Genomic DNA, 16,349 nt, shown 5'->3' on the forward strand with positions numbered 1-16,349 from the left:
ATAAATACAGGCCCAACTTACACAGAGCCTGCACTACCTAATCTTTGCAGCGTGGTTTCCAGCGCCTGGCGTAGTAACTCGCGGTCATGGCGATAAGGAATATCTTTAGCTTCTAACGGTTGCTGGACAATGATTCGGTCTTTTACACCACTGGTATCAATTCGTGGGCTAACAATTGCTGCATCAATAATTTTTCGGCCAATTTTGCTTTCCATTATCGCCAGCTTATCCTGCAATGTTAACGCAGCGGCTGCCACACTCAGTTCGCGACCCAGATTACCAATATAAATCATGCTGGCAGAGCTACGCCGTAGGGCTTGGGTTAAATCATCTAGCAGCAGCAGTGGCATCAAACTGGTTAGAAAACTGCCCGGCCCGATTAAAATCACATCTGCCTGACTGATAGCTTCAACCGCTTCCCGTGTCGCATGTACATGGGGTGACAGCAGCATCTCTTGTGGCATCTGGTTCAGTTGGTCAATATTTACCTCCCCGTAGACGGGGTGCCCTTCACTATCGATAGCCAACAGGTCGACTGGCTGTTCGGACATTGGGATCAGCCAGGCATCGACTTTCAATAAGCTTCGTACCAGATTGATGGCCTCAATCGGGCGGATACTCAGATGATCCAGCGCTTTGAGCATTAAATTCCCCAGATTATGCCCCGCCAGCTCGCCATTACCACCAAAGCGGTATTCGAACATCGCGGAGGCAACACTGGGTTCGGTGATCAACTGATTGAGACAATTACGGGTATCTCCCCAGGCAATCCCACCCTCTGAGCGGCGAATACGGCCAGTTGAACCGCCATTATCAGTGGTCGTTACAATACCGGTCAGACGTGAGCCTAATGATGAGAGCGATGACATCACTCGCCCCAGACCATGACCGCCGCCTAAAGCAACCACCCGATCGAGATCCGCTAATGTGCGATTTCGCATATTTTCCCTGCCTGTATATTGTTGTCCAGCCCTAAATAGCGTAGCCAATGCTTAAATTGCTGCATAAGTTAACGGATTTAGGCTTGAAACGCGATAAAAGCCCTTGTTTTCGTGATTTTAAACAAAGTATTAGCACCTGATTAAATTAAGCTGGTTTTGCGTGGCTTTGATTATATAAGTCGTTGTATATGAAAATATATAGCGAAAACAGCGATTGGCTATCTTGGCATTTTAGCGTTAGAATCTTTACGAATAGTGGGGTTTTTTAGCAATTTACTGTCGTTAAATATCTCACCTTTTTAACCCATGATTCAGCGGGCACTTTCCTAAACTGCCGCTGAACATAAACTCCTAGCCTTAGTGTCTACGTTGTTTCTCTATCACCAACAATATGATGCTCTGGCCGTGGCCTTAAGCCACCAGGGTGCGAGGTAGAAATGCCTGCATCTCCCGTATTTGGAAAGGTGTTATGGTACAACTCACTGACGCATTTGCGCGCAAGTTCTATTACTTACGCCTATCGGTAACCGATGTGTGCAATTTCCGTTGCACTTATTGCCTGCCGGATGGCTATCGCCCCGACGGATTAAAAAGTTTTCTAAGCCTTGACGAGATACGCCGCGTTAGCCGTGCTTTCGCCCTGTTAGGAACGGAAAAAATTCGTCTGACCGGTGGTGAGCCTTCCATGCGGCGTGATTTCACGGATATTATTGCTACTATTCGGCAAAATCCCGCTATCCGCACGCTGGCAGTTACCACCAATGGTTACCGTTTGGCCCGTGATGCTGCACAATGGCGCGATGCAGGGCTGACCGCCATTAACGTTAGCGTCGATAGTCTGGACCCACGCCAGTTTCACGCTATTACCGGGCAGGACAAATTTCATCAGGTGATGCAAGGTATTGATGCCGCCTTTGATGCTGGTTTTGACAAGGTGAAAATCAACGCAGTGTTAATGCGTGATGTCAATGATCGCAACCTGAACGCCTTTCTCAACTGGATCAAATCTCGCCCCATTCAACTGCGTTTTATTGAACTAATGGAAACCGGTGAAGGGGGCAAACTATTCCACAAACACCATGTTTCTGGTGACGTTATTCGCCAACAGTTGCTCAAACAAGGCTGGCAGCAGCAAGAACGCGCGCGTAGCGATGGCCCGGCTCAGGTATTCCATCACCCAGACTATTTGGGGGAAGTGGGGCTTATCATGCCTTATGAGAAAGACTTCTGTGCCAGTTGTAATCGTCTGCGGGTATCGGCGTTGGGCAATCTGCATCTGTGTCTGTTTGGCGAGCAGGGCATTACGTTGCGTGATTTGCTGGGGAGTGACGACCAACAAGATGAGCTGATGGCGCGCATCCAAAGTGCCTTGCAGACCAAAAAACAGACGCATTTCCTGCATCAGGGCAATAGTGGCATTACGCAGAACTTATCATTCATTGGCGGCTAATGTTGTGGCGCTCGTCGCCCATATAGCGGTAATGATATTTTAGAAAGGTATTCTCTAATATGACCCAATTGACCCATATTAACGCCGCTGGCGAAGCCCATATGGTGGATGTTTCTGCTAAAGCTGAGACAGTACGTGAAGCGCGTGCGGAAGCTTTTGTTGAAATGCAGGCCGCGACACTGGCGATGATTATTGATGGTAGCCATCACAAAGGTGATGTCTTTGCCACAGCGCGAATCGCCGGAATTCAGGCGGCCAAAAAGACCTGGGAATTGATCCCGCTGTGTCACCCCTTGCTGCTGACCAAAGTAGAAGTTCAACTACAGGCGCAGCCGGAGCACAATCGAGTACGGATTGAGACTTGTTGCCGCCTGACCGGTAAAACCGGCGTAGAGATGGAAGCGTTAACCGCCGCGTCAGTGGCGGCACTGACGATTTACGACATGTGCAAAGCAGTACAAAAAGACATGATAATTGGCCCGGTACGTCTGCTGACCAAAAGTGGCGGAAAATCCGGTGACTTCAAGGTAACCTAATGATTCAAATTCTATTTTTTGCTCAGGTTCGTGAACTGGTGGGGATGGAGCGCTTGGAATTGGCCGCAGAGTTCCCGACCGTTGAAGCTTTGCGTCAATCCTTGTGCCAACGCGGAGAGCGCTGGCAGTTGGCGCTTGAAGAGGGCAAATTGCTGACGGCGGTGAATCAGTCGCTAGTGAATGCCCAACACCCACTGGTTGCCGGTGATGAAGTCGCGTTCTTCCCGCCGGTCACCGGGGGATGAGCATGGACAATACGCGGATTCGTGTCGGCACTGAAACCTTCAGCGTCGGTGATGAATATCACTGGTTGTCACAGTGTGACGACGATGGTGCGGTGGTGACGTTTACCGGTAAAGTTCGCAATCATAATTTGGGTGATAGCGTCAGTGCGCTGACGCTTGAGCACTATCCCGGTATGACGGAAAAGGCGCTAGTTGAGATTATTGATGATGCACGACGCCGTTGGCCATTGCAGCGCGTTTCAGTGATTCATCGGGTAGGGCCGCTGTACCCAGGCGATGAAATTGTTTTTGTTGGCGTGACCAGTGCGCATCGCAGTATGGCGTTTGATGCGGCTGAATTTATTATGGATTACCTGAAAACAAAGGCACCATTTTGGAAACGGGAAGCTACAACCGACGGCGAACGGTGGGTTGAATCTCGCGACAGTGATCATGTGGCGGCCAAGCGTTGGTAAACCGTACGTAAACCCGTGTAAAGATCAGCCCTAAATACCTATTTTTACTCCCTTGTTTGCCCTATTTGTGTGATACCCTTAAAAAGTCGGTGGGCTGTCAGTTGATAGCCTGTATCATTATTATATGCATAAGGTAACTACCATGGATCGCTATCCACGCTCTAATGGTTCAATTGTCGAACGTGCCAACTCAGGCATTCAGGCATATATGGCGCAGGTATACGGCTGGATGACCTGTGGTCTGTTATTAACGGCGGTTGTCGCCTGGTATGCAGCGAACACTCCTGCGATACTGAACTTTATCTTCTCCAGCCAGATCACTTTTTTCGGGCTGATTATTGTGCAGTTAGGTCTGGTATTTGTGATTTCCGGCATGGTTAATCGCTTGAGCGGTTCAATGGCGACCTCGCTGTTTATGCTCTATTCAGCATTAACCGGCTTAACGATATCCAGCATTTTCATCATGTACACCAGCTCTTCTATCGCCAGCACATTCTTGATTGCGGCCGGTATGTTTGGTGCCATGAGCTTCTATGGCTACACGACCAAGCGTGATTTGAGTGGGTTGGGCAGCATGTTGTTTATGGGCCTGATTGGTATCGTTCTGGCATCCATCGTTAATATTTGGCTGAAAAGCCCGGCATTAATGTGGGCTGTGACTTACATCGGCGTGCTAGTGTTTGTGGGTCTGACCGCTTATGACACTCAGAAGCTGAAAAATATGGGCGCGCAGTTGGATGCCAATGATAGAGATAGCTTCCGCAAATATTCTATTGTGGGCGCATTGACTCTGTATCTTGATTTCATCAACTTGTTCTTGATGTTGCTACGAATCTTCGGCAACCGTCGCTAAGCTGGTTGATTAAGGGCTGCGGTGCGGCAAATTTGCCCGCCGTACGCTGCTAGAAATTTGCAAGGACACCAGATTGGTGTCCTTTTTGTTTTGTGTGGGTTCAGCAAATCGCTGTGTTACGCAATTTTCCGCCTAAACATCGCATAAGCGGCACTTCCTGTCGTGGCCGTTATCACCAGCAGCGGCCATAAGCTGTGCCAGATAATATCGAAGCTGGCATCCTTGAGATAAATCTGTTTAGTAATATCGGTAAAGTGGCGGATAGGATTAATCCAGGTGATATTTTGCAACCAGACGGGCATGTTCTCCACCGGCGAGACATAACCGGACAGCAGGATTGCAGGCATCATAAAGACAAATACACCGATAAATGCTTGCTGCTGCGTGGAACATAGCGAGGAGATCAGCAAGCCGAATCCGACCAGCGACAAACCGTAGAGCAACATGGTGACGTAAAACAGCACCAGCGAGCCGGCGAACGGGATCTGATAGAAAAATATGCCGATAAACAACACAATAGTTGCCTGGAAGGTCGCAACTATCAATGCTGGTACCGCTTTGCCAATAAAAATCTGCCAGGTAGTCAATGGGGAAACCAGTAACTGTTCCAGTGTGCCTTGTTCGCGCTCACGGGCGACCGACAGCGAGGTGACAATCAGCACGCCGATGGTGGTAATCATCGCAATCAATGACGGCACAACGAACCATTTGTAGTCCAGATTCGGGTTATACCAGTTGCGTACCACTAACTCGCTGTTATTTGGCATGACTTTGCCTTTGGTCAATTCCAACTGATAGTTCTGCACGATTTGCTGAATATAATTTGCCGCAATCTGGGCGCTATTTGAGTTCCGCCCATCCAACACCAGTTGTAGCTGCGTGGTTTTACCGTTAGCCAAATCAGCACTGAATTGTTCCGGGAATCGGATCAATAATAATGCTTTCTGGTTATCAATCACCGGCTGGATCTCTTGTGGGCTGTGGAGCAGCAACACATGAGAAAAAGCTTCTGCTTTGGCAAAGCGTTGGGTCAATTCCACCGAGGCGTGCCCACTGTCTTCGCTGTAAATGGCGATAGTGGCATTGGTGACTTCCAGTGTGGCGGCGAACGGGAATAATATTACCTGTAATATCACTGGCATGATTAATATCGCGCGGGTTTGCGGCTCACGTAATAGAGACTGCAACTCTTTGATAATCAATGTATAAAGGCGATGAAACATAGTTAACTCTCTTCCTTTAATCTAGCCGGCGACGAGTCTTCCATACCGTCAGGCCAATAAATACAACGGCTGATGCTATCAGGAACAACAGGTTAATCACCAAAACTGTACCGATATTCCCCGCCAAGAATAGGGTTTGCAGGCTGCTGACAAAGTAGCGTGCCGGGATGATATAGGTCACAGCACGGACAACCGCGGGCATACTGTCAATCTCAAAAATAAAGCCTGACAGCATGACTGCGGGTAGAAATGCGGCGTTCAGCGCCACCATAGCGGCGTTAAACTGGTTGCGGGTGATAGTTGAAATCAGTAATCCCATACCCAACGTGCTGGCTAAGAACAAGCTGGTCATGACAAATAATATCCACAACGAGCCGCGGAAGGGGACGCGGAGGATAAACACTGACACCGCCATACACAACGTCATGGCTACCATACCGAGGACGTAATAGGGGATGAGTTTTGATAGCAGCAATTCACTGCGGGTAACTTGTGTGGATAACAGCGCTTCCATTGTGCCGCGCTCCCATTCGCGGGCGATCACCAGTGAGGTCAGGATAGCCCCGATGACTGTCATGATAATGGTAATCGCGCCGGGGATAATAAAGTGGCGGCTGATGGCGGCGGGGTTAAACCAATAGCGTACTTGCACCTCAATCAGCGGATCATTTTTCTGCCCCAAATTTTGCGCCTGCTGCTGTTGCCAAATCTGCCAGACGCCTTGTGCATAACCTTGCACAAAATTAGCCGTGTTCGGCTCGCTGCCATCGGTAATCACCTGAATTGGCGCTTTACTCTCTGGCCGTGCCAATTGCTCGGCAAAATCATTAGGAATAACAATTAATCCCCGAATCTTACCGGCTTGCATCGCTTGAATCAGTGCGGTGCGGTTATCGCTAATCAGCGGCGAGATATAGGGCGAACTGGCAAAGGCATTTGCCAGCTCTTGCGCCGGTTTGCTCTGCTGCTCCAGCAAAATGCCCACATGCAGTTTGCTGGAATCCAGATTAATGCCATAACCAAAGATAAACAGCAGCAGCAGTGGAATGACGAACGCAATCAACCCGCTGCTAGGGTCACGCAGAATTTGGCGCGTCTCTTTGCGGCATAATGCCCGCAGACGACGCCAGGAGAATCCGGTGTCCTGATAAGTATCGTCCTCATTTACCGGCGCTTTATTTACTGACAACAGATGCGGCTCGGTCATGGGTATTACTCCTTATCGTTTTGCTGGTCATAGTGTAGAACCAGCTCGATAAATGCCTCTTCCATCGACGGGTTGAGGTTTTTATCACTGGCAACCTGCTGTTTTAGCTCATCCGGTGTGCCCGCTGCGATGATTTTCCCCCGATAAACCAGCCCGATACGGTCACAGTATTCAGCCTCATCCATAAAATGTGTCGTCACCATCACAGTCACGCCTTTATCCACCATGCCGTTGATATGCAACCAGAATTCACGGCGGGTTAGGGGGTCCACGCCCGAGGTGGGTTCATCGAGAAATAAGATGTCCGGTTCATGCATCAGTGCGCAGGCTAAGGCTAACCGCTGTTTAAAACCCAGAGGTAATGAGTCTGGCGTTTGCTTCAAAATGGGGGTGAAATTAAACGCTGAGATCATATCCGCCATTTTGTCGCGCTGAACTTTTCCTTGCAGGCCATAAACACCGGAGAAGAACTTCAGGTTTTGTTCAACGGTCAGGTTGCCGTACAGCGAGAACTTTTGCGCCATATAGCCCAGATGTTGCCGCGCTTTACCTGAGCTGGTTTTCAGATCCATTCCCAACACCAATGCTTTTCCATCGGAGGGAACCAGCAGGCCGCACATCATTTTAAAGGTGGTGGATTTACCCGCCCCGTTTGGCCCAAGCAAACCAAATATCTCGCCGCGTTTAACCGCAAAGTTCACATGATCAGTGGCGGCAAAATCACCAAATTTTTTGGTTAATTCCTGCGCTTCAATCACGGTTTCATCATGGCTACCTGCCACTTTGGGCATAATCTTCGCCAGTGCAGATTCACTGGACGGGCCGCCACCTAACAGATCGATAAAAGCATCCTCAAAGCGCGGTTCTGCCTCCATGATCTCGGCATTAGGTTGATTTAACAGAGATAATACCTGGCTATGATCCACGTCTGGCTTGAGGATCAACCGCACATATTTCCCTTGAATTACCCCGTCACTCACCTGTGGTAATGTCAGGGCTTGTTGCAACAGTTTGCGGTTGGTTCCCGATTGAGAGGCGAGTAGAATAGTGCGCCCACTCATGCGCTGCGTTAGGTTTTGAGGTGCGCCGCTATACAACAACTTGCCTTCATTGAGCAGCAAAACCTCGCGGCATTGCTCGGCTTCATCCAGATAAGAGGTGCTCCACAGAATGAGCATACCGTCACTTGCCAGCTCATGTACCATGAGCCACAGTTCGCGGCGCGAGATAGGGTCGACGCCAACACCTGGCTCATCAAGTAACAAGACTTTGGGCTGACCGACCAAAGTACAAGCCAACCCCAGTTTCTGCTTCATTCCGCCAGACAGTTTCCCTGCCAATCGCTCAGTAAAGCGGGTTAAATCGGTGAATGTCAGCAGGCGCTCAAATGTTTCACGCCGCTGTTCCCCGAGAACACCGCGCAGATCGGCATATAACGTTAGGTTTTCCATCACCGTCAGATCTTCATATAAACCGAATTTTTGTGGCATATAGCCGAGGATAGCGTGCAACTGGCGATCATTTTCCAACGGGTCCAGACCGACGACGGTTATCTTGCCCTGACTGGGTTTTAGCAAGCCTGCCAACATACGCAATAGTGTGGTTTTACCCGCGCCATCCGGCCCGACTAAACCGGTCACTGCGCCACTGCGTATTTCAGTGGTCAGGCTGGCAACGGCGGGGTGTTCCAGACTGGGGAAGCATTTCGCCACTTCCTCCAGCGTAATTAGGTGCTGGATGCCATTCATAGCCTTGCCGCCTTAGGGTTGCACAAAACGGACGGTAACTGGCATACCTTGCCGTAATGACTCATCCGCATCGGTGATGATGATACGCAAGCGATACACCAGATCGGTGCGTAAATCCGGCGTTTCTACGGTTTTCGGGGTAAATTCAGCGGTGGGCGAAACAAAACCGACCTTACCGTGATAAGGCTTATCTGGGCGGCCATCGGTAAATACTTCAACTTGCGTACCGGGAATCGCCAGGCTCAAGTGAGGTTCACTGACATAAGCTCGAACCCAGACCGGATGGGTCAGCGACAAGGTAAATACCGTATTGCTGGCTGATAAAATCGTACCCGGTTCCACCGCACGGGTTAGGACGGTACCGGCGGAGGGCGAAAGCAGCGTGGTGTCGTGCAGGTTTAATTGCGCTTGTGCCAGTTCCGCTTCGCTTTGTGCCAAATTTGCCTCAGCTTGCGCAATTTCTTGCGGGCGGTTACCGCTTAAATATTGTGCCAGCTTATCTTTTGAGGCTTGCAGATTAGCTTGTGCCTGATTACGTGCGGTGCGGGCATTCTCCAGCTCGTTTGCTGAGGTGGCTTTGCTGGCCCATAACCCTTGTTGGCGCTTTAGGAAACTGTCGGCATAACTGAACGCGGCTTCCCGTTGAGAAACCTCAGATCTCACCTGAGCAATTTCTTCGTCGCGATAGCCTGCTTTCAATAGCGCTAACTGGGCCTGAGCGTTTTGCACATTGGCCTGCGCCTGTTTAAACGCATTAAGATAAGGGCCGTCATCTAACTTGCCAAGTAATTGACCTGGTTGGACTTTATCCCCTTCATCGACATTTAGTGATGCCAGCCGGCCACCGACACGAAAACCCAAATTCACCGTGCGAATATCGACATTACCGTATAACGTCAGGGACGCGTCATGTTGCTGACGATAATAACTCCATCCATAACCTATCGCTGCTAACAGAGCGACAATAACCACGGCCACTATAATCTTCTTGCGATTCATAATGTTCCCTAAATTTTTATAACAACAAACTTAACCCATTCACCGTGCTGATTTGGCCCGCAGCCCATAAAGAAGCAGGTCAATATGTTCTACCAATACCTGATTAATCAGCTCACTCTCCGCTTCACCAATATCCTGCCAACCAGCCTGTCGGCGGATAGTTTCACGCGCCAGACGAAACGCCAGAACTTCACCTATTAACGCATGTGTATGAAGAATAGTTTTGGTCGCACTGGCATCAGCGCCAATGAATGCTGCCAGCAGATGGTTCATTTTCTGGTGTAGTGGCGCGATAGCTTGTGTGTGGATAAGTGGATAAGCCTCACTGGGGGACAGCTGCTCACGCGCCATGATTTTGCTGATGTTCAACGTTTCTGGCTGCGTCATTAGATGGCTGAATTGCAGTAATCCGCGCCGTATATAATGCAATTGTTGCTCGGCTGCTTGTTCTGCCGCCGGTTGCTGCAAAAACTGATCAATTTCTTGTACCAGTGGCGAGAAGGCGTTCTGGATAAAGTCGGCAATTTGTTGTGCCACCGCCAGATACAGACCTTCTTTGGAATTAAAATAGTAGGTGATAGCGGCGATATTCTGGCCCGCGCGTTGAGCTATGTCTCGCGTAGTGGCCCCTTTCAAACCCAGTTCACCGAACAATTCGGTAGCGGCCTGAATCAATTGTTGACGCGCTTGTTCCCCGCGTGGAGTGACCGGTATTAACGCGAGTGCAGAGTGAGGTGTGGAGTGGGGCATAGTCTTCCTACACGATAACTGGATGTTATTTATGCGAATCGTGATATACAGCCGTATAATAAATCAATCATATGATTAACTTTAGGCGTCACTGACTGATATGTAAAGAAATGGGGCATCAGAGACTGACTTTTATGATGTGGATGGCATTAATGTGATGTCATAAATCAATTTCGTTGATGTTTGCGCTAATAAAAATCTCAAGAATTGAGTAAATATCCCATTTCCTGCTAAATATCTGCTACAATAGCCACAATGGTGCACTGCAGTTTGTGCCAATCCTCGTGGTAATGCCTCAATTCATGCCTCGTCTGATAATCTTCCCTTGAAACTGCACCTGACGATATCGCCGGGATTGGGAAGATCTGGAGCTTCTCGTAATATGTCATTTGATTCTCTCGGCCTAAACGCCGACATCCTGCGTGCTGTTGAAGAGCAGGGTTACCTTGTGCCGACGCCAATTCAACGTCAGGCAATCCCTGTAGTTCTGGAAGGCCGTGATTTAATGGCCAGTGCACAAACCGGTACTGGTAAAACCGCTGGTTTCACCTTGCCGCTGTTGCAACTGCTGAGCCAGGATCAACAGCCAATCAAAGGCCGTCGCCCGGTACGTGCGTTGATTTTAACGCCAACCCGCGAGCTGGCTGCGCAGATTGACGAAAACGTACAAAGTTACAGCAAATACCTGAAATTGCGTTCTCTGGTGGTATTTGGTGGCGTTAGTATTAACCCACAGATGATGAAATTGCGCGGTGGCGTTGATATTTTAGTTGCGACCCCAGGCCGTTTACTGGATCTGGAACATCAGAACGCGGTTGATTTATCCAAGATAGAAATTCTGGTATTGGATGAAGCTGACCGTATGTTGGATATGGGCTTTATCCACGATATCCGTCGTGTGCTGGCAAAACTGCCCGCCAAGCGCCAGAATCTGCTGTTCTCTGCCACCTTCTCTGATGAGATTAAAGGGCTGGCCAGCAAACTGCTGCACAACCCAGCGTCGGTCGAAGTGGCGCGCCGTAATACTGCGTCAGAGCAAATTACACAAAGCGTTCATTTTGTTGATAAAAATCGCAAACGTGAATTGCTGTCTCAGATGATTGGTGAAGGTAACTGGCAGCAGGTGTTGGTATTTAACCGTACCAAACATGGCGCTAACCATTTAGCTGAACAATTGAATAAAGACGGTATTACTGCCGCCGCTATTCACGGCAACAAGAGTCAGGGCGCGCGTACGCGCGCATTGGCAGATTTCAAAGACGGCAAAATTCGTGTGCTGGTGGCGACTGATATTGCAGCTCGTGGCCTGGATATCGACCAGTTACCCCATGTGGTTAACTATGAGTTGCCGAACGTACCGGAAGACTATGTTCACCGTATTGGCCGTACGGGCCGTGCGGAACGTACCGGTGAGGCGATTTCACTGGTTTGCGTTGATGAACATAAATTGCTACGTGATATTGAACGTTTACTGAAGCGTGAAATTCCACGTATCGCACTGGATGGTTACGAGCCGGACCCAAGCATTAAAGCTGATCCGATTCAAAATGGCCGTCAGGGGCGTGGTGCACAACGCCCTGGAATGGGCCGTGGTAACGGTGCAGGCCGCCCACAAAGTAGCGCAGGCGCAGCAGCAGGCCGTGGTGATAGCCGCACCAGTCGCCCGCGTAGCCAGGCTGATGGTCAACGCCGCCCGGCAGCACCTTCTGCCCGTGGTCGTAGCCGTAAACCCGGCGAATAAGCTGTAAAAAGTATTCGCCCAATAGACCGCTTCTCCGGAGGCGGTTTTTTTTCATCTAAATCCACGTTACCGCCGGGTATTCCTTGTCTTAGCGCCAGATTCACCCGTATCATTACCGGTCTTTTTTGCGGTTGTACTGTGCGCAATTAGGGAGCGTAACATGGTGTGGATAAGGGGGCCTGGGTAATGAGTATGCGGGTAATATTGGCACCGATGGAAGGTGTATTAGACTCACTGGTGCGCGAACTACTCAGTGAAGTGAATGATTACGACCTTTGTATCACCGAGTTTCTACGGGTGGTCGATCAACTCCTGCCGGCTAAATCCTTCTACCGCCTCTGCCCTGAATTACACAATCAAAGCCGTACCCAATCTGGCACATTAGTACGTATTCAGTTATTAGGCCAGTACCCTGAGTGGCTGGCGGAAAATGCGGCTCGTGCGGTTGAGTTGGGTTCTTACGGTGTGGATTTAAACTGCGGCTGCCCCTCAAAACTGGTTAATGGCAGTGGTGGTGGGGCCACATTACTGAAAGATCCGGAGCTGATTTATCAGGGGGCCAAAGCCATGCGTGAAGCTGTTCCGGCTCATCTACCAGTCACGGTGAAAATTCGTTTAGGTTGGGATTCTGGCGATCGTCAGTTTGAGATTGCTGACGCAGTACAACAAGCGGGTGCGACGGAACTGGCGGTTCATGGCCGCACCAAGGAAGATGGTTATCAAGCCGAGCGGATTAACTGGCAGGCGATCAGTGAGATTCGTCAGCGTCTGACAATACCGGTAATCGCTAACGGTGAAATCTGGGATTACCGGAGCGCACAAGAGTGCATGAGCGTGACAGGCTGTAATGCCGTGATGCTTGGCCGTGGCGCGTTGAATGTGCCCAATCTGAGCCGGGTAGTTAAATATAACGAACCGCGTATGGCTTGGCCCGAAGTGGTCAAGCTGTTGCAAAAATATGTGCAGTTGGAGAAGCAGGGTGACACCGGCTTGTACCATGTTGCTCGTATTAAACAGTGGTTGGGGTATTTACGTAAAGAATATGCTGAAGCTACTGACTTATTCAGTGAAATCCGCGCATTAAAAACCTCAAAAGATATTGCGCTAGCGATTACGTGTATTCAGGTTTAGACATATTAAAAAATGTTCAAATACCGTTGCCTGGGGGTCAGTTACAGGTATTGGCAACGGCATATTTCTGCTGTGGGTTTATTATTTTTTATCCCGCATCTGTTTAAGGATTTTACCAAAGCTGACTGTTTTTCTACCCACTTTTTTCATTCCTTCTTCCGGGAGATAACTGAATTTCACGTAAAGTAGCTTACCATCTACCTTTTCCTGATGTTTTAGCTTTTTAATAACGTCATACATTTCTTTTATGTCTACAGGGATACCTGCGGCATCAGTTACCACCGAACCAGGTAGAAATATTGATATTTGTTCAACCGATTTACTCAATAAATCATGTAGTGGAAATAAGCCAGTAAATCGCTGTCGTGGCACATAATCGGTAATGCCCATATAAATATCCGGTAATTCTTTAATATGATTTTCAATACCACGGGTTTGGTTTTTAATCAGAAATTCTGAAACTTCAATGGGGGTGCCGATTAACACTAATGGCTTGATAGCATTTCCCTTTTCGGCAAAGAGATATTCATTGTTGCTATCTTTGGCGGCCTTTTGTAGTTCACCGCGATCAACAATCAGGCTGTAATATTTCCCCTCTTTTACAATAGGGGCTGGCTCGCGCCATAACGTAACTTCTTGAGCAGATAGGGTTCCCATGCCTATGATATAAAGTATAGATAATACTGATGTGTTGATTAATGTTTTCATCAATAAGTTCCTTCTCATTGTAGTGATATTATACCGATAATTTTTCATAAAAAACTGATTACATCCTGAGGATTTCCAGAGGAAAATAAGTTCAGGATCGCCTGCTAAATAGTATAATTCATATCTATATACGTAGTCATTAAGTATAAAACTGAAGTTAAATATTAGAATAACTAATAACTAATAACTAATAACTAATAACTAATAACTAATAACTAATAACTAATAACTAATAACTAATAACTAATAACTAATAACTAATAACTAATAACTAATAACTAATAACTAATAACTAATAACTGACGGTGTTTTATGCTTAGAAATAATAGATCATTTATATTCATAATAAATTTCAGACTCTAAGTATATCTTAAAGTGATGATGGTTATCTTTTGGGTCTGATTTAAGTACTATGTTTATAGTGTGCTGGCATTTTAAATAGATTGACTCGTTAGGTGAGGTTGTTATACAAGCACAGGTTAGCAATCTGATGACATCCAGAGACGTACAAGGTGATGGCTAGTTAAAATGGATGTCAATTGACCCAACCGCCATATCAACCACCTTTAATTGATGTCACCGGCTTGACTATTTACTTTGAGATAGCCCGTGAGTAATGACAGATTTGACATAATTTAGCCGCTAGATTTAACACAAATCGCTTAGCTGGTCGTAAAAAGGTGCGTTCTGTACCTTTTATGGTAACCACCAGCGACTATTTTAATAACCTGTGGTTATTTTCTTTTGCGGCCAATAAATTTGGCAATACCAAGCAGGAATACTGCGCCGACTAAAATCAGTAATGCATCGACCCAAAATGTCAGTGATGCCAAGTTTTCATCATGAATGTCAGCCAGACCTGCGGCAATAAGAAACACACCAAAGAGAATACCAAAAATTGTTGTTCCCATATTTACCTCCTAGGCTGGTTTTTATTTGAGAATTTATGTCATTAATTATAGGGCAATTTCTAATCGGTCAGGTATCTTTTTTAACCTCATTGAGAGTAGGTTTAGATTTATACATTCTATATTTTGACTATTTTATCAACGAACACTATCTTTCAAAATAGACGGCAGTGTTTACCATTGAGCGGAATAGGATCAGCTTTAATCTTTGTAACAATGATTTTAAGAATGTGTGGTGCGCAGAATATTGCTGTAATTTATAATGCGCCGAACCAATCATAATCACTCCCGATAACCTATTTAAGCTGACTAACATGCATGTAAAAATCCGTTTTGCACTATTGAGTTTTTTGCTTTTATCCACCGGTATCAGTGTTGTTCCTTTAGCAACTGCCAGTGGAGGAACGGCAGTTGCCAAAGGGAAAGCGCCTTTGGAGCTGGCATCCGGCAGTGCGATGGTGGTTGATTTACAAACTAATAAAGTCATTTATGCCAATAATATTGATGAAGTGGTGCCGATTGCCTCGATAACCAAACTGATGACGGCGATGGTTGTTCTGGATGCCAAATTACCGCTTGATGAGGTTATTTCAGTAGATATTCATCAAACTAAAGAATTAAAAGGTGTATTTTCACGGGTTAGGGTGAACAGTGAAATCAGCCGTAAAGATATGCTGTTATTGGCGTTGATGTCGTCTGAAAACCGTGCTGCGGCCAGCCTGGCACATCACTATCCGGGGGGCTATAACGCATTTATAAAAGCGATGAATGCTAAAGCTAAGTCACTTGGCATGACCCACACACGTTATGTCGAGCCAACTGGCCTGTCGATTAATAATGTTTCGACAGCACGAGACTTAACTAAAATGCTGATGGCGAGCAAACGATACCCACTGATTGGTCAGCTGAGTACGACCACTGAGAAAATGGCGACCTTCCGTGAACCGAATTATACATTGCCATTCCGCAATACTAACCATTTGGTTTACAACGATAAATGGAACATTCAACTCACCAAAACCGGCTTTACCAATCAGGCTGGTCACTGCTTGGCGATGCGAACGGTCATTGGTAATCGCCCCGTTGCCTTAGTGGTGTTGGATGCTTTTGGTAAGTATACCCATTTTGCCGATGCTAATCGCCTGCGTAGTTGGATGGAAACAGGCAAAGCCGCCCCTATTCCAGGGGCTGCTAAAAGTTATCGCCAGCAGAAAGATGCTCAGGGGCGTTTAGCTCAAGTATCAGAATAAGAGGATATATAGCTATTAACTTGCGGAATTTGTGCTTGAAATTGCAAATTCCGCAGGTTGTAGGTGACAGCTTATCTCTCTTTGATAAGTACTAAAAAATTAATTTAAACACACCGGTTATTGTCAGTAAGCCAACAATAAAAATTATGGCAATAATCCACAGTATAATCCTCATATTGTTCTCCCAGACTCAGTATTGAAATC

Annotated in this window: 17 protein-coding genes and 1 riboswitch; of the genes, 8 read left to right on the plus strand and 9 right to left on the minus strand. The window is 47.4% G+C overall.

Going from position 1 to position 16,349, the window contains the following annotated elements; translation table 11 throughout:
* Window positions 1-17: 17 nt before the first annotated feature.
* Window positions 18-941 (minus strand): uridine diphosphate-N-acetylglucosamine-binding protein YvcK, encoded by a 924-nt coding sequence (gene yvcK / locus AT01_RS19005; RefSeq protein ID WP_042548251.1) that lies wholly within the window; start codon window positions 939-941, stop codon window positions 18-20.
* 336 nt (window positions 942-1,277) lie between these two features.
* Window positions 1,278-1,424: riboswitch (molybdenum cofactor riboswitch) on the plus strand.
* On the opposite strand from yvcK, the gene moaA reads away from it, so the two are divergent.
* The 5 genes from moaA (at window position 1,411) to AT01_RS19030 (ending at window position 4,480) form a co-directional block, all read left to right on the plus strand.
* Entirely contained in the window at window positions 1,411-2,391 is a 981-nt protein-coding gene (gene moaA, locus AT01_RS19010; protein WP_042548252.1) for a GTP 3',8-cyclase MoaA, read from the plus strand. (Overlaps the previous riboswitch by 14 nt.)
* A 59-nt stretch (window positions 2,392-2,450) precedes the next feature.
* Entirely contained in the window at window positions 2,451-2,927 is a 477-nt protein-coding gene (gene moaC, locus AT01_RS19015; RefSeq protein WP_004704079.1) for a cyclic pyranopterin monophosphate synthase MoaC, read from the plus strand.
* A complete protein-coding gene (moaD, locus tag AT01_RS19020) occupies window positions 2,927-3,172 on the plus strand; it encodes a molybdopterin synthase sulfur carrier subunit (protein ID WP_042548253.1) in 246 nt (81 codons plus the stop codon). Before moaC ends, moaD begins: the two co-directional genes overlap by 1 nt.
* A 2-nt stretch (window positions 3,173-3,174) precedes the next feature.
* Window positions 3,175-3,627 (plus strand): molybdopterin synthase catalytic subunit MoaE, encoded by a 453-nt coding sequence (gene moaE, locus AT01_RS19025; protein WP_004704078.1) that lies wholly within the window; start codon window positions 3,175-3,177, stop codon window positions 3,625-3,627.
* A 142-nt stretch (window positions 3,628-3,769) separates the two neighbouring features.
* On the plus strand, window positions 3,770-4,480 hold the full coding sequence (locus tag AT01_RS19030) for a Bax inhibitor-1/YccA family protein (RefSeq protein ID WP_004704077.1): 711 nt from the start codon (window positions 3,770-3,772) through the stop codon (window positions 4,478-4,480).
* A gap of 116 nt (window positions 4,481-4,596) precedes the next feature.
* On the opposite strand, the gene AT01_RS19035 is transcribed toward AT01_RS19030, so the two are convergent.
* From AT01_RS19035 to cecR, 5 genes are read right to left on the minus strand one after another with little or no spacing between them, the layout of a single operon-like run.
* On the minus strand, window positions 4,597-5,703 hold the full coding sequence (locus AT01_RS19035; protein WP_042548254.1) for an ABC transporter permease: 1,107 nt from the start codon (window positions 5,701-5,703) through the stop codon (window positions 4,597-4,599).
* 16 nt (window positions 5,704-5,719) lie between these two features.
* Window positions 5,720-6,910, minus strand: a complete 1,191-nt coding sequence (locus AT01_RS19040; protein ID WP_042548255.1) for an ABC transporter permease — start codon at window positions 6,908-6,910, stop codon at window positions 5,720-5,722.
* 5 nt (window positions 6,911-6,915) lie between these two features.
* On the minus strand, window positions 6,916-8,658 hold the full coding sequence (locus AT01_RS19045) for an ATP-binding cassette domain-containing protein (RefSeq protein WP_042548256.1): 1,743 nt from the start codon (window positions 8,656-8,658) through the stop codon (window positions 6,916-6,918).
* A gap of 12 nt (window positions 8,659-8,670) precedes the next feature.
* A complete protein-coding gene (gene hlyD, locus AT01_RS19050) occupies window positions 8,671-9,657 on the minus strand; it encodes a secretion protein HlyD (protein WP_042548257.1) in 987 nt (328 codons plus the stop codon).
* Window positions 9,658-9,696: 39 nt separating this feature from the next.
* A complete protein-coding gene (gene cecR / locus AT01_RS19055) occupies window positions 9,697-10,407 on the minus strand; it encodes a transcriptional regulator CecR (RefSeq protein WP_004704069.1) in 711 nt (236 codons plus the stop codon).
* A 382-nt stretch (window positions 10,408-10,789) separates the two neighbouring features.
* Between cecR and rhlE the strand changes: the two genes are divergently transcribed.
* Window positions 10,790-12,148: an ATP-dependent RNA helicase RhlE gene (gene rhlE / locus AT01_RS19060; protein WP_004704068.1), complete on the plus strand. Its 1,359-nt coding sequence runs from the start codon at window positions 10,790-10,792 to the stop codon at window positions 12,146-12,148.
* 192 nt (window positions 12,149-12,340) lie between these two features.
* A complete protein-coding gene (gene dusC / locus AT01_RS19065; protein ID WP_042548723.1) occupies window positions 12,341-13,279 on the plus strand; it encodes a tRNA dihydrouridine(16) synthase DusC in 939 nt (312 codons plus the stop codon).
* A gap of 81 nt (window positions 13,280-13,360) precedes the next feature.
* Here the strand turns inward: dusC and AT01_RS19070 are convergent, their stop codons facing one another.
* Window positions 13,361-13,987 carry a hypothetical protein gene (locus AT01_RS19070; RefSeq protein WP_042548258.1) on the minus strand — a complete coding sequence of 209 codons (627 nt, stop codon included), beginning with the start codon at window positions 13,985-13,987 and terminating at the stop codon, window positions 13,361-13,363.
* Window positions 13,988-14,721: 734 nt separating this feature from the next.
* Window positions 14,722-14,898 (minus strand): hypothetical protein, encoded by a 177-nt coding sequence (locus AT01_RS22080; protein WP_004699499.1) that lies wholly within the window; start codon window positions 14,896-14,898, stop codon window positions 14,722-14,724.
* Between the two features lie 311 nt (window positions 14,899-15,209).
* On the opposite strand from AT01_RS22080, the gene pbpG reads away from it, so the two are divergent.
* Window positions 15,210-16,145, plus strand: a complete 936-nt coding sequence (gene pbpG / locus AT01_RS19080) for a D-alanyl-D-alanine endopeptidase (RefSeq protein ID WP_042548259.1) — start codon at window positions 15,210-15,212, stop codon at window positions 16,143-16,145.
* A gap of 91 nt (window positions 16,146-16,236) precedes the next feature.
* Here pbpG and AT01_RS22670 read toward each other — a convergent pair whose 3' ends face one another.
* Window positions 16,237-16,320 (minus strand): small membrane protein YohP, encoded by an 84-nt coding sequence (locus tag AT01_RS22670; RefSeq protein ID WP_086016797.1) that lies wholly within the window; start codon window positions 16,318-16,320, stop codon window positions 16,237-16,239.
* Window positions 16,321-16,349 lie beyond the last annotated feature (29 nt).

Origin of the sequence: Yersinia aldovae 670-83 (assembly GCF_000834395.1) — a bacterium.
Taxonomy (GTDB): domain Bacteria; phylum Pseudomonadota; class Gammaproteobacteria; order Enterobacterales; family Enterobacteriaceae; genus Yersinia; species Yersinia aldovae.

Bases quoted from the DNA above. Each gene is read 5' to 3' on its own strand.
- AT01_RS19035 (WP_042548254.1), bottom strand. From the start codon at position 5,703: ATGTTTCATCGCCTTTATACATTGATTATCAAAGAGTTGCAGTCTCTA.
- moaA (WP_042548252.1), top strand. From the start codon at position 1,411: ATGGTACAACTCACTGACGCATTTGCGCGCAAGTTCTATTACTTACGC.
- hlyD (WP_042548257.1), bottom strand. From the start codon at position 9,657: ATGAATCGCAAGAAGATTATAGTGGCCGTGGTTATTGTCGCTCTGTTA.
- cecR (WP_004704069.1), bottom strand. From the start codon at position 10,407: ATGCCCCACTCCACACCTCACTCTGCACTCGCGTTAATACCGGTCACT.
- AT01_RS22670 (WP_086016797.1), bottom strand. From the start codon at position 16,320: ATGAGGATTATACTGTGGATTATTGCCATAATTTTTATTGTTGGCTTA.
- AT01_RS19040 (WP_042548255.1), bottom strand. From the start codon at position 6,910: ATGACCGAGCCGCATCTGTTGTCAGTAAATAAAGCGCCGGTAAATGAG.
- AT01_RS19070 (WP_042548258.1), bottom strand. From the start codon at position 13,987: ATGAAAACATTAATCAACACATCAGTATTATCTATACTTTATATCATA.
- AT01_RS19045 (WP_042548256.1), bottom strand. From the start codon at position 8,658: ATGAATGGCATCCAGCACCTAATTACGCTGGAGGAAGTGGCGAAATGC.
- rhlE (WP_004704068.1), top strand. From the start codon at position 10,790: ATGTCATTTGATTCTCTCGGCCTAAACGCCGACATCCTGCGTGCTGTT.
- dusC (WP_042548723.1), top strand. From the start codon at position 12,341: ATGCGGGTAATATTGGCACCGATGGAAGGTGTATTAGACTCACTGGTG.
- yvcK (WP_042548251.1), bottom strand. From the start codon at position 941: ATGCGAAATCGCACATTAGCGGATCTCGATCGGGTGGTTGCTTTAGGC.
- pbpG (WP_042548259.1), top strand. From the start codon at position 15,210: ATGCATGTAAAAATCCGTTTTGCACTATTGAGTTTTTTGCTTTTATCC.
- moaE (WP_004704078.1), top strand. From the start codon at position 3,175: ATGGACAATACGCGGATTCGTGTCGGCACTGAAACCTTCAGCGTCGGT.
- AT01_RS19030 (WP_004704077.1), top strand. From the start codon at position 3,770: ATGGATCGCTATCCACGCTCTAATGGTTCAATTGTCGAACGTGCCAAC.
- moaD (WP_042548253.1), top strand. From the start codon at position 2,927: ATGATTCAAATTCTATTTTTTGCTCAGGTTCGTGAACTGGTGGGGATG.
- AT01_RS22080 (WP_004699499.1), bottom strand. From the start codon at position 14,898: ATGGGAACAACAATTTTTGGTATTCTCTTTGGTGTGTTTCTTATTGCC.
- moaC (WP_004704079.1), top strand. From the start codon at position 2,451: ATGACCCAATTGACCCATATTAACGCCGCTGGCGAAGCCCATATGGTG.